Genomic DNA, 15,489 nt, shown 5'->3' with positions numbered 1-15,489 from the left:
ATCTGATAAACCGTGGAAAGCAGCACATTTCGATCACCCGCCAAGCGGAATGGCCGTCAAAATATGAATCAATTCATCTATGTGAAAGAAATGGGCACCTAGTTCTTTCGTTCTTCGCCACCGAAGATGCCACCCGCTCTTCAGCAGATCGTGCGGCACCTCAGGGGATCTGCCCACCCTCCACACTCGTGTGCGCCAGCAGGATCAGGCCATCGAGCTGGCGCCGGTCCGGTGATGTTGGAAGCTGCAGCCTGCGCAGTACCGGCTCGACCTTGTGCAGCTCGTCCAGCGCCGGCTGGGCATGCCCCAACAGCAGCAGCGTTTCAGCCAGCGCCAGGCGGCTGGTTGCCACATCCCCGCTGGCCTGCCCGTAATGGCGGCTGGCGAACTCCAGCGCCGCGCGTCGCAGTGCCAACGCCTGCCCGCCCTCGTTCAGCCGCCAGGCCAATGCCGAGCGCACCTGCAACATGCGTAGATGGAAGCTCGTCGGCACCTGTGCGGCCATCTCTTCCAGCAATTGGCTGGCCTGCCGGGTCTGACCCATGCGCACCAACCAGTCGATCCGATTCAAGCGCGCTTCGATACGGCCAGGCGCATCAAGCGGCAATGCCTCAGCCAGGCCAATATCCGCATGCAACAACATCGCACCGGCTTCCTCCATCCGCCCTTGGCGCATCATCAACCGCCCCAGCCCAGTCTCGGCACGCATGCTGGTGGGCGAATCGCGGCCCAGTCTTTCGACCCGGAGATCCAACGCCTGCCGGTACAGCCGCTCGGCGGCGGGCAGGTCACCGCGCAACTCACGCAACGTGCCGTGGTTGAACAGGCCCATCGAATATTCCACCGAATCGGTGCCATCCAGCAGCGCACTCAGTGCATGGCGTTCTTCGTATTGCTTGTCGGCTGCCGCGTAGTCGCCGGAATCACTGTATAGATCGGCCAGGCCATCATGCTGGATCAGCACGAAGCGGCTCTTCGGCCCGTAAAGGTCCAGCGCATGGCGCATGCCCGACTGCAGCAAGGGCAGTGCCTGTTCGTACCTGCCCTGCTCACGCAGTACCTGCGCCAAACGAACCTCCGAAGCCAGCGCCATGCTGGTGCGGCGCCCATGCAGGCTGGCCAGCACTTCGCGGAACTCACGCTCGGCGGGCTGCTCCCGGCCCCAGCGCAGGTACATCAATCCCTTGCTGTATGTCAGCTCCAGGCGCTTGGCGGCCGCGGTCGGATCCGCTTGCTTCGCATACAGAGCCGTTGCGGCATCCAACGCCTCCTCGGCCTGGTCGAATGCCTGCAGGTTGATCAGTGCCATCCCCTTGGCACCGAGCAGCTTCGCTCTCGTCGTCGGCGCGCCCGCATCACTCAACAACGCCAGGCCCTGGTCGGCCATCTGTCGCCCAAGATCGCCGTTGCCATCCAGGGTCTTCTGCACGGACAAATCCGCCAGCACCGCTGCGGCGTCATCCCTGCGGCCGACGCGTGGATCCATGAAGCCGCTGTAGGCCTGCTGCAGCAGCACCTCAGCCTGATGTGGCACCCCCGAGTTCTGGTAAGCCACACCCAGCACGGCGCGCATCCGCGCCAACTGCGCCGGGGCATCGGCAAGATCATGCGAAACCTGCAACGAGGCCTTGTCCAGCAACTGTCGCGAGGTGAGTTCTTCCTGCCCGCGCTCGGTCCGCAGGAACGGGTCCGCGGTCTCGAACACCCCCACCATGAAATTGCTCACCTGCCGTGCAACCGCGGCTTCTTCCTGGGCTTGCCTGCGGGTCTGCAGCAAACCTGCAACGAAGATCAGCAACACCGCGGTCGCGCTGGCGATGAGTGCCGCGCCATACCAGTTGCGGCGCAACCCTTTGCGCAACCGATACAGCCGCCCGCCGCCGCGTGCGACCACCGGCTTGTGCTCCAGATAACGACGCACATCAGCAATCAACGCTTCCACCGTGCGATAGCGCTCGCCTACGTCCAATGCGCAGGCCTTGCAGGCGATGGCATCGAGATCACCACGGAGTTTGCCGCGCCAGGGCAACTCCGCCGCCGCATTGGCACTGGGCAGCACCACGGGTACCTCGGTGTTCAACGGCTCGCGTGTGCATGGCTGCATGGACAACAATTCCACCAGCATCACGCCGAGGCTGTACACGTCACTGGCTGCGCCCACGGTTTGCCCGGCAATCATCTCCGGGCTGGCATAGGTCGGTGTACAGAACCCCGAGTTCTGGTTGTCGCGCGCTTCATTGAGCAACCGCGCCAGACCGAAGTCCAGCAATACCGGCTTGCCATTGCTCATCACCAGCACGTTGCTGGGTTTCAGGTCGCAATGCAGCACCAGTTGTTCGTGTGCGGACTGCACGATGCGGCAGATGTCCAGAAACAACTGCAGCCGCTGCTCCAGGCCAAGTTGGTGCTCCACGCACCAACGATCCAACGGCACGCCATCGATGTACTCCATCACCAGATAGGGATGACCGTCGGGCGTGGTACCACCGTCGTACAGTCGTGCCACCTGCGGCAACTGCAGATTCGCCAACACCTGCCGCTCCGCGCCAAGGCGTTCGACTTCGATCGCTCCTGGCAAACCGTGCAACAGCTTGATCGCCACCGTGCGCTGGTAGACACCATCGGCGCGCTCGGCCTTGAAAACGGTGCCCATGCCGCCCTGGGCGATACGCTCTGTCAGCCGCCACGGCCCGAGCCGCTCGCCCACACCGAACTCCGGGGCGAGCGCATGCGCAAGCGCGGTATCCAGACGATTGCTGACACGGCTCAGCCCTACCGTCTGCGAACGCAGCAACTGCTCCACCTCTTCGCGTATGGATGCGTCGTCGCAGCGTTCAAGCAAAGCCGCCCGCCAGTGCTCACGCGGCAGCTCGCAGACAGCCTCAAACAGATCGCGGACTTGTCTCCAGCGTTCGGCGCCCATGTGCTCGCAGCCCCCGCGCTGCTCAGCGGAGCTGGCGATTCAGCCAGGCCCGTGCAAAACGCAGGTCGCGGTCGACCGTGGGCGCAGACACACCCAGCACCAGAGCAATTTCATCGCGGCTCATGCCACCGAAGTAGGTCAGCTCGATGGTACTGGCCGCACGCGGCTCCATTTCCGCCAGTTGGTTCAACGCCTGGTGCAGCGCCAGCACGTCGTAACCGATCGCACTCTCGTCCTGCATTTCCACGGCATGCGACAGCGTGAGTTGTTCGGCATTGCCACCGCGCTTGTCCGCAGCCCGTGCGCGCAGGTGATCCACCAGCACCGAGCGCATCTTCAATGCGGCGATGGCGATGAAATGGGTGCGGTCGTTGTAGTCGGCGCTGCTCCCCAGCAGCCGCATCAGCGACTCGTTCACCAGCGCAGCCGGCTGCAGGGTGCCGTTGGTGTGATTGGACAGCCGATGCCGCGCGATCTGCATCAGGTCCGAGTACAGCGCCTCGAACAGGTGCTCGCGTGCATCCAGGTCACCCTGCTGCCAACGATGCAGAAGTTGGGTTATCTGCTGGCTCAAACGTGCCCCCGCGCCGGTAGTCATGCCCCGCCCACGTTCCATGCAAACGGGCGGCATCACCACATGGTAGGCCGGCGCATCCTTCTGTGCCAGCAAAAGGGCATATCTGCTCTTCCCGATCACCGATGCACCTCCAACCGCCACGGCGGGGTCCGCCATGCCCGGCAACCTCCTTCCCGCGAAGGCTCCAGCAAAGCACGGCTGCTTCCAGCGCATCGCCGCTGTCGTGCCGAGCCGCCGTGGCCAAGGGGATTCCCGCACGCTCCCGAACGCCAGGCCAACGAGCTGGGTCGCGGAGCGGCCGCCGCTTCGCTGAGCAATAAAAAAGGCTTCGGATCGCTCCGAAGCCTTTGAAATACTGGTGGGCCGTGAAGGATTCGAACCTTCGACCAAAAGATTAAAAGTCTTCTGCTCTACCGACTGAGCTAACGGCCCAAACAACGACCCGGCCGCAGCCGGGGCGCGTATTCTAGCGCAAGAATCGGAAAATCGGAATTCAGACGTAACGCGTGGGATCTGCCATGCCCGCTGCGCCGAAACCTTCCGCGCGCAGACGGCAGGCATCGCAGTGACCACAGGCACGTCCCTCTGCATCCGCCTGGTAGCAGGACACGGTCAGCCCGAAGTCCACGCCCAGCCGCTGGCCCTCGGCGGCAATCTGCGCCTTGCTCAGGTACTGCAGTGGCGCATGGACAACGATGCCCGCCCCTTCCACGCCGGACTTGGTGGCCAGGTTGGCCAGCGCCTGGAACGCTGCCACGAACTCCGGGCGGCAATCCGGGTAGCCGGAGTAATCCACCGCGTTGACGCCGCAGAAGATGTCATTGGCACCCAGCACCTCGGCCCAACCCAATGCCAAGGACAGCATGATGGTGTTGCGCGCCGGCACGTAGGTCACCGGGATGCCCTCGCCGCCAGCTTCCGGCACGTCGATGTCAGCGGTGAGCGCCGAGCCGCCAATGCTGCGCAGGTCGACATCCACCACCTTGTGCCCGGCAACGCCGAGCGCACTGGCCACGCGCGCGGCGGCCTCCAGTTCCGAGGTGTGCCGCTGGCCATAGCGCACGCTCAGGGCGTACACCTCAAAACCTTGTTCCTGGGCAATGGCAACGACGGCGGCCGAGTCCATGCCGCCGGAAAGAAGCACGACTGCTTTCTTCATGGGATTTCATCCGGTTGGGGGATCAAAGCCAGCACGCTGTCCCGCGCCGGGATGTAGCCGCGGACAGCAGTCCACGGGGTTGCGAGCGACCATCGGCACATTGCCAGCCGCCCGCAGGAAACAAAGTGTACAAGTCGTACCCGTGCATTCCGAGCAGATGCCGCGCTTGGCGCTACGGCAATCGGCCCGTATCAGCGGCCGGGTTCGTCGTCCCACAGCAGCTTGTGCAGCTGCATCTGGAAGCGCACCGGCAAGCGGTCGGCAATGATCCAGTCGGCCAGCTCGCGCGCGCTGACCTGCGATTTGCTGGGCGAGAACAACACCATGCAACGCGCAGGCAGGCCATGTTCGACCAGCATCGTCTTGGCCCATTCGTAATCGCTGCGACTGCAGATCACGAACTTGAGCTGGTCGCGCGCGGTCAACAGTGGAATGTTCTCCAGCCGGTTGCGCGCCATCTCCGCCGAGTCCGGCGTCTTCAGGTCGACAACGCGCGAGACGCGCGCATCCACCGCAGCGATATCCAGCGCACCGGAGGTTTCCAGCGACACGTCCAGGCCGGCATCGCACAGCTTCTGCAGCAGGATCAGGCAGCGCTTCTGTGCCAACGGCTCACCGCCGGTCACGCAGACGTGGCGCACGCCCTGCTTCAACACTTCGGTGACGATGTCGTCGATGTCCCACCAGGTGCCGCCGTGGAAGGCGTACTCGGTATCGCAGTAGCTGCAGCGCAACGGGCAACCGGTCAGGCGCACGAACACGGTCGGCCAGCCGACGGTATCGGCCTCACCCTGCAGGGACAGGAAAATTTCGGTGATCTTCAGTCGCGGCAAGGGCGACTGCACGATCTCGCTGGGAACAGCGGCGGCGGGAGAGTTCATTTCACTTCAACCGCACCGCGTTGCCGCGGTCCGGTACCAATCAGCGCAGCTGCTGGCCAACCCGGATCGACTGCAAACGATCCTGGGCGGTACGGGCCGCATCACTGCCGGGAAAACGGGAAACCACCTGCTCCAGCGTCTGCTGGGCCTGCACGGCATTACCTTCGCCGTACTGCGACAGGCCGAGCTTCAGCAAACCGCCGGCGGCCTTGTCGTGGGTGGGATAACGGGCGATGAGGTCATTGAACTGCGCCTCCGCCATCTTGAAATTGCGTGTTGCGTAGTAGCTTTCGCCCAGCCAATACAGCGCATTGGGCGTATATGCCGCGTTCGGGTACAACTCCAGGAAACTCTGGAACAGCTGTGCCGAATCCGCATAGTTGCCGGCCTTCAACGCATCGAACGCCACGTTGTAGGCAGCACGTTCGTCACCGGCTGCAGCCAGGCTGCCGGCGTCGCCACGCACCGTCGGTGCGCGCTCGTTGCTTGCGGCCGCGGGCTTGCTCGCCGGCAGCACGGGAGCAGCCGATGCCGCGGGGGCATCGGTGCCACCATTGCCTTCCAGGCGGTTCAAACGCCCGTCCAGATCCAGATACAGGTCACGACTGCTCTTCTTCAGCTGTTCGTTCTCGTGCTGAAGCTGCTCGATCGTGCCTTGCAGCGTCTGCATTTCGCTACGCAGTTGCTGCAACTGATTGAGCATGTCGGTATTGGCCTGCGTGTTGTTGGCCTGTTGTTCCAGCGCGCCAACACGATCAGCCAGACTCTGCCGCTGAGCATACGCAGGAGCGGCAGCCACCAGGGCTGCCGCTACCACGAGCATCAGTTTATTGATGCCGATACGCATCGATTACTGCGCGGTGTAGACGATTTCGACGCGACGGTTCTGCGACCAGCAGGACTCGTTCGACTCGGTGCACACCGGACGCTCTTCACCGTAGGACACGACGGTCAGCTGCGAAGCCGAACCACCGTTGGCCTGCAGCGCCGAGTTCACGGAGTTGCCACGACGCTCGCCCAGTGCCTGGTTGTAAGCGCGGCTGCCGCGTTCGTCGGTGTTGCCCTGCAGGGTGATGCGCGAGGACGGACGGTCACGCAGGTACTTGGCGTGGCACGCCATGATCTGCTGGAACTCCGACTTCACTTCTTCCTTGTCCAGGTCGAAGTAAACAACGCGCTGACGCAGGCAAGCGTCGGTATCGAGGTCGCCCGGGCCGTACAGGCCAGAGGTGGACGGACCGGTCGGCTGCGTGGTCGAACCGTTGTCGACCGGCGGGGCTACCGGCTGTTCTTTGACCTTCTTCGAGCAGCCGGCCAGAGCGGCGACGGACAGCAACGAAACGAGCAAAACACGAGTGGATTTGTTCATGGCGATACCTAGAGGCTCCTGGGCCAATTTTTTGGGATTAATCCGAGTCGGATGTTAACACTTTATCAACGCGCGGTGCGGTATGGGCCCCAAGCGGGTTCCCGTACATCACCATCGGCGAGAACCAGACGCTGACGCACACGGCCATCAGCAGACACTTCGTACAGAACTCCACGTCCGCCTTCGCGGGCCGCATACAACACCATGCTCGCATTGGGCGCGAAACTCGGTGATTCGTCCAGCGACCCTGGCGACAGCGTGCTCCAGCGCGGGGAGCCCAGGCTGCTGTCCATCATCGCGATCTTGTAGCTGCTGCCAGCGCCCTGCGCCGTTGCGATCTTCTTGCCGTCAAAGGACACCGTGGCCTTGGCGTTGTAGTTGCCCTGGAAGGTCACGCGGTTTGCGCTGCCGCCGCTGGCCGCCACCTGATAGATCTGCGGGCGACCACCACGGTCGGAGGTGAAGTAGACCGAACCACCATCAGCGGCCCAGGTCGGCTCGGTGTCGATGCCGAAGTGGTTGGTCAGCTGGGTCAGCTGCTTGCTGCCCAGGTCCATGACATAGATTTCCGGGTTGCCGCTGCGCGACAGCGCCAAGGCAAGACGGCGGCCATCCGGCGAGAACGCCGGCGCACTGTTGATGCCACGGAAGCTGGTCAGCAGCTCACGCGCACCGGTGGCGATGTCCTGCATGTAGATCGCCGAGTTGCCGCGCTCGAAACTGACGTAAGCCAGCTTGCGGCCATCCGGGCTCCAGCTCGGCGACAACAGCGGCTCGGCCGAACGCACGATGGTCTGCGGGTTGTAACCATCCGAATCGGCCACCATCAGTGCATAGCGCATGTTGGCGCCGCTGCCGCTGGCGGTGATGTAGGCGATGCGGGTCCAGAACGCGCCACGCACGCCGAGGATCTTTTCATAGATGGCATCGGCCATCTGATGGGAAACATCGCGCATCGCGTTGGAGCGTGCGGTCATCGCCAGGCCAAGGATGCGCTCACCCTTGGCCACGTCGAACAGTTCGTACTCCACGCGGTAGGCGCCGGCACCGGCGTCGAGCACGCGTCCAGCCACCAGATAGTCCTGCTTGAGCGCACGCCAGGTCGGGTACTGCACCTCGCTGCCACGGGTCGGGCGCTCGACGATCTGCGCCTCCGGCAGGTTGCGGAACTGGCCTGAACGGTCCAGATCGGCGCGGATCACCGCCGCCACGTCGGTCTGCGGCGCGCCGGCAGAACCTTGGTAGGGCATCGGCACGACGGTGATCGGTGTCGCCGAGGCGTTGCCGCCAACGATGTCGATTTCCAAGCCCTTCTGCTGCGCCATGGCCGCAAGCGGCAACAACAGGGCAGTGAGGGCGACCAGCCAGCGAGGCAATTTCTTCATTAGGCGCTCAACGGTACGGAATGAATGCAGCAAAGAGGGATAGCAGCAGGCGGATGAACATTTTCGCAATCGTGAACGAATACCGCGTGAAATCCACCCCCGAAAATGAACACGGGGACGTTACATAGAAGTTACCAGTGAAACCAGCAAGCTCCCACGAGGCTTCAGCGAATTCAGCGGTCCTGCGCTTCGAAGTTGAAGTTCAGACTCGGCTGGAACACCTTCTCAAATCCACGGTACGGCAACGGCTGGGCGCGCAGTATGGCGGCCTCCACCGAGCGGCGCCCTGCCTCGTCATATGGGCAGCTGGGGGCGAACTCGACCCGGATCACGGAGCCGCCGGGCACCTGACGGATGGTCAGGCGGCAACGCTGGCCACGCGGAATCGAATCCGGGCGCACCCATTGATTGAGCACGGCCTGCTGGATGGCAGCGGCGTATTTGGCGATCTCGTCATTGCTGGTACCCCCCTGCCCCGGGGACGGCGAGGCCGGACCAGTGGCGGCGGTGCTGCTGGACGACGCGCCCTGTGCACGTGCGCGGGCATCGGCCACCTGCCGCAGACGCTGCTCGGCAAGCTTGGCTTCGCGTTCGGCCTGCTCACGCTTGCGGCGGATCTCGGCGATCTTCTGCTGGCGCTCCTGCTCGGCGCTGTCAGTAGCCCGGCGCTGCTCGTCGGCGAGCTTCTTCTGCCGATCGGCCTCTTCCTGCTGCTTGGCCAGACGCAGCTTCTGCTCGGCCTCTTCCACGCGCTTGCGCTCGGTGAGGTCGATCTGCTCCTGGCGGCGCTTGGCTTCCTGCTCCTGCTTGGCCTTTTCCTGCGAGATCGCCAGGGCGCTGACGCGCTCCTGGTCCACGTTGTCCGGCTGCGCGATGCGCTCCTGCGCATTGTGCTGCTGCGGCGTGGGCGCATCCTGCGGACGCGGCTCGGGAATGGGTTGCGGCGGCGGCACGGTATCTTCCGGCACCGGCTCAGGTGGCACTTCTTCGACCGGCACGGGCAGATCAGGCAGTTTTTCCGAAGCGCGCAGCGCCTGCCGCGCAGCCGCGGCTTCGGCCGAGGACACCTGCAGGCTCGCTTCTACCGCCGGATCGCCCGCGGCAGCTTCGGTGTTGCGCGGAGGCGACCACACCCAGGCAATGATGAAAATCGCTGCCACCAACAGATGCACCAGCAGCGCGAGGACGACCGGAAGGCCCCACTCGTTGCTGGACTCGCGCGGCGGCGGGAGGGAATCAGCGTGCATCGGTCGCCAGACCCACCTTCTCGATCTTTGCAGCCTTGATCACGTCCATGGCGGACACGACCTTTTCATAGGCCACGGTCTTGTCGGCGGCCACGATCACGCGCAGGTTCTTGTCCTGCGACGCCAGCGCGCCCAACTGCGCCTGCAGCGCACCGGGGTCCATCGCTTCGGGATCCTTGGCGCCGGGCAGCGTGAGGCTGAGCTGGCCGTCAGCGCGGACCGAAACGATCACCGGGTCCTGCTTGCTCTCCAGCGCCTTGGCGGTGGAACTGGGCAGGTCGACTTCAAAACTGAGCGTCAGCAGCGGCGCGGTCACCATGAAGATGATCAGCAGCACCAACATCACGTCGATGTACGGCACGACGTTGATCTCGGACTTGAGCTTGCGGCGCTTGCGGCGGGGTATGGCGGCGGTCATGTCTGGGCTCCTGCGGTCAGAGGAAAGCGCGGAGGCGCTTACTCGTCAGCGCCGCTCTGGCGCTGCAGGATGGAGCTGAACTCTTCGGCGAAGGTTTCATAACGCACCGACAGGCGCTCCACGCGGGTGGTGAAACGGTTGTAGGCCCACACTGCCGGGATGGCGACGAACAGGCCGATGGCGGTGGCGAACAAGGCTTCGGAAATACCCGGTGCGACCGAAGCAATACCCGCCTGCTCACCGCTGCTGATCATGTCGTGCATGGTCACCATGATGCCGAACACGGTACCGACCAGACCCACATAAGGCGCGGTGGAACCGATGTTGGCCAGCAGCTCGAGGTTGCGCTCCAACCCATCCACTTCGCGGGCATAGGTAGTGCGCATGGCGCGCTGTGCACCTTCCAGCTGGCTGCGGCCATCCAGCCCACGGCGGTTCTGCATGCGGGTGTATTCGCGGAAACCGGACTCGAAGATCGCTTCCAGGCCATCCACCGAACGGTTGCGGTCGGTGGCTGCAGCGTAGAGCTTGCCGAGGTCGGCGCCGGACCAGAAGCGGTTCTCGAAGTCACTGGCCTCGCGATCGGCGGCCTTGAACACGCGCGCCTTGCGGAAAATGATCACCCAGCTGATGAACGAACCGGCCAGCAGCAGCAGCACGATCAACTTGACCGGGATACTGGCCTTGATCATCAGGTCCAGATAGTTGATGCCACCGCCATGGCTGGCCTGCGCAACGGTCTGCGCGGCGGCGGCGCTGACATCCGCCGGCAAAGCCTCGGTTACGGTGGCCTGCAGGGCCAGAAGCAAAGCGATCATCCGATCTTCCTCAGTCTTACTTACGCGAGTTTGGTTTGTAGGGGTTTGAGCGTTGCGTACAGCGTGTCATCAATGGCTTGCGGGCGGAAATCCACGGCACCCACCGCAGCCAGGCGTACCTGCGCGGTGACCAGCACTTCGTCCCCGCGCAACACCGCCTGCTCCATCAGCAGACTTGCCCGCCGGCACTGCGCCAGTTCCACCGTGATGGTCAGCACATCGTCCAGTTTGGCAGGCTTGAGGAAATCCAGGGTCATGGCACGAACCACGAACACCTGGCCGCCGCCACTGCGCATGGACTCCTGTCCATAGCCCAGGGCGCGCATCCATTCGGTGCGTGCCCTTTCCATGAAGGCGACATAGCGGGCGTGGTAGACCACCCCACCGGCGTCGGTATCTTCCCAGTAAATGCGTGTCGGCCAACTGAACCGGGGCTCACTCATCGGCTTGTTCCGCGAACAGATCCGTCGGCGCGGCCCTGGGCTTGAGCCCCATGTGGCGGTAGGCCTTATGTGTGGCCATGCGGCCGCGCGCGGTGCGCACCAGGAAGCCCTGCTGGATCAGATACGGCTCGACCACGTCTTCCAGCGTGCCGCGTTCTTCGGAAAGCGCCGCCGCCAGCGACTCGATGCCGACCGGGCCGCCATCGAAATATTCCACCATCGTGCGCAGCAGGCGGCGGTCCAGCTCGTCGAAGCCTTCCGGGTCCACCTTGAGCATATGCATCGCGGCCTGCGCCACGGCATGGTCGATATGACCACTGGCCTTGACCTGGGCATAGTCGCGCACGCGGCGCAGCAGGCGGTTGGCGATACGCGGCGTGCCACGCGCGCGGCGGGCGATCTCGCCCGCGCCTTCGGCGCTGCAATCAATGCCGAGAATGCCGGCCGAACGCCGCACGATGCGGGTCAACTCCTCGGCCGAATAGAACTCCAGGCGCTGCACGATGCCGAAGCGGTCGCGCAGCGGCGCGGTCAGCAGCCCGGCGCGGGTGGTGGCGCCGATCAGGGTGAACGGTGGCAGGTCGAGCTTGATCGAACGTGCAGCAGGGCCCTCGCCGATCATGATGTCGATCTGGAAATCTTCCATCGCCGGGTACAGCACTTCCTCGACCACCGGCGAGAGACGGTGGATTTCGTCGATGAACAACACGTCATGCGGCTGCAGGTTGGTCAACAGCGCCGCGAGATCTCCCGCCTTTTCGATCACCGGACCAGAGGTCACCCGCAGGCTCACCCCCAATTCGTTGGCGATGACATGGCTGAGCGTGGTCTTGCCCAGACCGGGCGGACCGAAGATCAGGACGTGATCCAGCGCCTCGCGACGGGATTTGGCGGCCTGGATGAAGATGTCCAACTGCTCGCGCACCGGCGCCTGGCCGAGGTAGTCGGCAAGGCTGCGCGGACGGATGCTGGCGTCGGCCACCTCGTCTTCGCGGGTGGCGCCAGCGCCGATGATGCGGTTGTCAGTCATCCGGCTATGTTAAAGCCAGAAGCGGGTGAATAGGGGTGAGAAGTGAGACGAAGCCTCAGCGGCCTCGCGAACCGCGACGCCACCGCGTTGCGGCTGCCCTTCTCACTCATCACCCTTTCCGTTCGCTCCTGTCGGTCAGATCTCGACCTGCGCGCCCAACTCAACCAGACGGTTACCCGGAATGCGGAAGAAACCGGTGGCCGGGGCGGCGTTGCGATGCATGAAGGCGAACAGCTTGTCGCGCCAGATCGGCATGCCACGGTTGGCGCTGGCCACGATGGTCTCGCGGCTGGCGAAATACGTGGTGTCCATCGGGTCGAAGTAGATGCCACCGTGGTCGCACGAGCGCATCAGCGCCAACGGCACGTCCGGCGTCTCCATGAAGCCAAAGCGGATGTAGATGCGGTGGAAATCATCGCCCACCGATTCAATCTTCAAACGCTGCCCTTCCGCCGCATACGGCACCGGCAGGGTTTCCACATGCAGGAATACATTGCGCTCGTGCAGCACCTTGTTGTGCTTGAGGTTGTGCATCAGCGCATGCGGCACCACAGCCGGGTCGGCGGTCAGGAAGATGGCGGTACCCGGCACCCGCACCGGCGGTGCCAGCATCAGCCCCGGCAGGAACGTGTCCAGGCGGATGCCGTCCTTGCGGATTTCATCACGCAGCAGCTCACGACCGCGCCGCCAGGTGCGCATCATCGTGAACAGCACCAGGCCCAGCACCACCGGGAACCAGGCGCCCTGCAGCAGCTTGGCGCCATTGGCGATCACGAAGCACAGGTCGATGATGAAGAACAGCACGCACAGGGCCAGGATGCCGTGATGCGCCCGCGGCCACAGCGCGCGTGCCACCAGTGCCAGCAGCAAGGTGTCGATCAGCATCGTGCCCGACACCGAGATGCCATAGGCCACGGCCAGGTTGCTCGAACTCTGGAACGCCAGCACCAGACCGAACACCAGCACCGCCAGGCCCCAGTTGATGCCGGGAATGTAGATCTGGCCGATGGTGTCGTGCGAGGTATGCAGGATGCGCATGCGTGGGATGTAACCCAGCTGCATGGCCTGGCGCGACACCGAGAACGCGCCGGTGATCACCGACTGACTGGCGATCACCGCTGCCATCGTGGCCAGGATGATCATCGGGTACAGCGCCCATTGCGGCACTGCCTCGAAGAACGGGTTGACCACCGCGTCCGGCCGCTCCAGCACCAGTGCGCCCTGCCCCAGGTAGTTCAGCACCAGGCACGGCAGGATGAAGAAGTACCAGGCATGGCGGATCGGCGGCACGCCGAAATGGCCCATGTCCGCATACAGCGCCTCGCCGCCGGTGACTGCCAGCACCACCGCGCCGAAGATGAAGATGCCGTGCCAGCCATGCTCCACGAAGAAGCGCGCGGCCCACATCGGGTTGAACGCCTTGAGCACTTCCGGCGTGCCGATCACGTTGTAGATGCCGATGGCAGCCAGCGACAGGAACCAGATGATCATCACCGGCCCGAACACTTTGCCGACCTTCTCGGTACCGAAACGTTGCGCGGCGAACACCGCGGCCAGCACCACCAGGGTGATCGGCACCACGAAGTGTCCCAGCCCCGGCGCCGCCACCTTCAAGCCCTCCACCGCGCCCAGCACGGAAATGGCCGGCGTGATCACGCCATCGCCGAAGAACAGCGAGGCACCGAAAATCCCGAGGATGCCCACCACATATGCCGTGCGCGAACCGTTGCGCAGGGTGCGCTGGGCCAACGCCATCAGCGCCATGATGCCGCCCTCGCCGTCGTTGTCGGCGCGCATGATGATGGTCACGTACTTGAGCGTGACCACCATGTTCAACGCCCAGAACGCCAGCGACAACACGCCCAGCACGGTGTCGTGATCGCTGTTGAGCCCGTAGTGCGGCGAGAACGCCTCCTTCAGGGTGTACAGCGGGCTGGTGCCGATATCACCGAACACGACACCGATGGCGCCGATGACCAGCGCCATGCCCCCTGCGGGGCCATGACTGACGTGATGCCCACTGGATTCAGGGGCGGAGGAAGCGTGGGACATGGCGATCTCGGGTTGGCGTCAAGCAGCCGTGGAAGGGTTCAGCGCAGCGCAGCCTGCAGCGCTTTGCGGATCACCATGGCGACATCATCGCCATCGGCTTCCGCGTCACGCGCCATCTTTGCTGCTTCGGCCGGTTTATAGCCCAGTTGCTGCAAAGCCACCGTCGCCTCGGACACCGGGTCGTTGCCCAGTTGCCCGGCGATGGGGGCGCCGCCACCGGTGAAATTGGCTGCGCGATCGCGCAGTTCCACCACCATACGCTCGGCGGTCTTCTTACCGATGCCGGGAATGCGGGTCAGCGCGGTGATGTCGCCGCTCTGGATCAGACGCGCGAACTCGTCGACGCTGACCCCGGACAACACCGCCAGCGCGATCTTGGCACCGATGCCCGAGACCTTCTGCACGTCGCGGAACAAGCGTCGCTCGCCCTCACGCAGGAAGCCATACAGCGAGACGCTGTCCTCCTTCTGTGCGTAGTGGGTGAACAGAATGACCTCGCGACCGACATCAGGCAGGTCGTAGAACGTACTCATCGGCGCTTCCAGCTCGTAACCGACACCATTGACGTCGATCACCAGCCACGGCGGTGCCTTGTAGGCGAGGATGCCGCGCAGTCGTCCAATCATCCTAAAAACCTCATTTCCGACTCCATGCCTGACGCACGTCCACGCCCAGCCGGTTGGCGGTGGCGCGCACATGCGCGTGGGTAATGGCCACTGCCAGCGCATCGGCGGCATCGGCCTGCAACTTGCCCTGCAGGTTGAGCATCAACCCGACCATGTGCTGCACCTGCTGCTTCTCCGCACCACCCCGACCGACCACCGCCAGTTTGATCTCGGTGGCGGCGTATTCGCTGACCGGCAGGTCGCGCATCACCACCGCACACACCGCGGCACCGCGTGCCTGGCCCAGCTTCAACGCCGAATCGGCGTTCTTGGCCATGAACACTCTTTCGATGGCCACTTCCTGCGGCTGGTATTCCTCGATCAACGCATGCAACCCGTGCGCCAGCAGCTTCAACCGCTGCGGGAAATCGGCAGCGCCCAGCAGCACCAGCGGGCAATGGTGGACATGCCGTGCCTTGCCGCTGGCATCAATGTCGATGATGCCGACGCCGGTGCGTTGTGAACCGGGGTCGATGCCGAGGATGCGGGTCATGTCGGGGCCTGTGGAAGAAAGACGGCGCA

Annotated in this window: 15 protein-coding genes and 1 tRNA gene; all 16 read right to left on the bottom strand. The window is 64.1% G+C overall.

The genetic code is table 11. The annotated features are described in order from the left end of the window. Window positions 1-160: 160 nt before the first annotated feature. Complete coding sequence (locus tag ABB26_RS05820; RefSeq protein WP_057632739.1) at window positions 161-2,923, bottom strand: serine/threonine-protein kinase; 2,763 nt, start codon at window positions 2,921-2,923, stop codon at window positions 161-163. Window positions 2,924-2,945: 22 nt separating this feature from the next. Continuing rightward, the gene (locus tag ABB26_RS05815; RefSeq protein WP_057632834.1) at window positions 2,946-3,521 is read right to left on the bottom strand and encodes an ECF-type sigma factor; all 576 of its coding nucleotides are present in this window, start codon (window positions 3,519-3,521) and stop codon (window positions 2,946-2,948) included. A 335-nt stretch (window positions 3,522-3,856) separates the two neighbouring features. Continuing rightward, window positions 3,857-3,932: transfer RNA gene (locus tag ABB26_RS05810), tRNA-Lys, on the bottom strand. Window positions 3,933-3,993: 61 nt separating this feature from the next. Further along, a complete protein-coding gene (queC, locus tag ABB26_RS05805) occupies window positions 3,994-4,659 on the bottom strand; it encodes a 7-cyano-7-deazaguanine synthase QueC (protein ID WP_057632738.1) in 666 nt (221 codons plus the stop codon). Between the two features lie 191 nt (window positions 4,660-4,850). Further along, entirely contained in the window at window positions 4,851-5,540 is a 690-nt protein-coding gene (queE, locus tag ABB26_RS05800; RefSeq protein ID WP_057632737.1) for a 7-carboxy-7-deazaguanine synthase QueE, read from the bottom strand. A gap of 40 nt (window positions 5,541-5,580) precedes the next feature. Beyond that, complete coding sequence (gene ybgF / locus ABB26_RS05795) at window positions 5,581-6,387, bottom strand: tol-pal system protein YbgF (RefSeq protein WP_057632736.1); 807 nt, start codon at window positions 6,385-6,387, stop codon at window positions 5,581-5,583. Window positions 6,388-6,390: 3 nt separating this feature from the next. Continuing rightward, window positions 6,391-6,909: a peptidoglycan-associated lipoprotein Pal gene (pal, locus tag ABB26_RS05790; protein WP_057632735.1), complete on the bottom strand. Its 519-nt coding sequence runs from the start codon at window positions 6,907-6,909 to the stop codon at window positions 6,391-6,393. A 65-nt stretch (window positions 6,910-6,974) separates the two neighbouring features. After that, a complete protein-coding gene (gene tolB / locus ABB26_RS05785) occupies window positions 6,975-8,294 on the bottom strand; it encodes a Tol-Pal system beta propeller repeat protein TolB (RefSeq protein WP_057632734.1) in 1,320 nt (439 codons plus the stop codon). A gap of 173 nt (window positions 8,295-8,467) precedes the next feature. Next, window positions 8,468-9,541, bottom strand: a complete 1,074-nt coding sequence (gene tolA / locus ABB26_RS05780) for a cell envelope integrity protein TolA (protein WP_057632733.1) — start codon at window positions 9,539-9,541, stop codon at window positions 8,468-8,470. After that, entirely contained in the window at window positions 9,531-9,959 is a 429-nt protein-coding gene (gene tolR / locus ABB26_RS05775; RefSeq protein WP_057632732.1) for a protein TolR, read from the bottom strand. Before tolR ends, tolA begins: the two co-directional genes overlap by 11 nt. A 38-nt stretch (window positions 9,960-9,997) precedes the next feature. Further along, complete coding sequence (tolQ, locus tag ABB26_RS05770; protein ID WP_057632731.1) at window positions 9,998-10,777, bottom strand: protein TolQ; 780 nt, start codon at window positions 10,775-10,777, stop codon at window positions 9,998-10,000. 20 nt (window positions 10,778-10,797) lie between these two features. Beyond that, window positions 10,798-11,220 carry a tol-pal system-associated acyl-CoA thioesterase gene (ybgC, locus tag ABB26_RS05765; protein ID WP_057632730.1) on the bottom strand — a complete coding sequence of 141 codons (423 nt, stop codon included), beginning with the start codon at window positions 11,218-11,220 and terminating at the stop codon, window positions 10,798-10,800. After that, entirely contained in the window at window positions 11,213-12,250 is a 1,038-nt protein-coding gene (gene ruvB / locus ABB26_RS05760; protein WP_057632729.1) for a Holliday junction branch migration DNA helicase RuvB, read from the bottom strand. The genes ybgC and ruvB overlap by 8 nt, the downstream gene beginning before the upstream one ends. 135 nt (window positions 12,251-12,385) lie before the next feature. After that, complete coding sequence (locus ABB26_RS05755; RefSeq protein WP_057632728.1) at window positions 12,386-14,302, bottom strand: potassium transporter Kup; 1,917 nt, start codon at window positions 14,300-14,302, stop codon at window positions 12,386-12,388. Between the two features lie 38 nt (window positions 14,303-14,340). Beyond that, window positions 14,341-14,928 (bottom strand): Holliday junction branch migration protein RuvA, encoded by a 588-nt coding sequence (gene ruvA / locus ABB26_RS05750; RefSeq protein WP_057632727.1) that lies wholly within the window; start codon window positions 14,926-14,928, stop codon window positions 14,341-14,343. 10 nt (window positions 14,929-14,938) lie between these two features. After that, the gene (gene ruvC, locus ABB26_RS05745) at window positions 14,939-15,460 is read right to left on the bottom strand and encodes a crossover junction endodeoxyribonuclease RuvC (RefSeq protein WP_057632726.1); all 522 of its coding nucleotides are present in this window, start codon (window positions 15,458-15,460) and stop codon (window positions 14,939-14,941) included. Between the last annotated feature and the right edge of the window lie 29 nt (window positions 15,461-15,489).

The sequence above is a fragment of the Stenotrophomonas humi genome, from assembly GCF_001431415.1.
Classification (GTDB): domain Bacteria; phylum Pseudomonadota; class Gammaproteobacteria; order Xanthomonadales; family Xanthomonadaceae; genus Stenotrophomonas; species Stenotrophomonas humi.
Note: the sequence above shows the minus strand (reverse complement) of the source record. Positions and strands in the feature narration are given on the sequence as shown.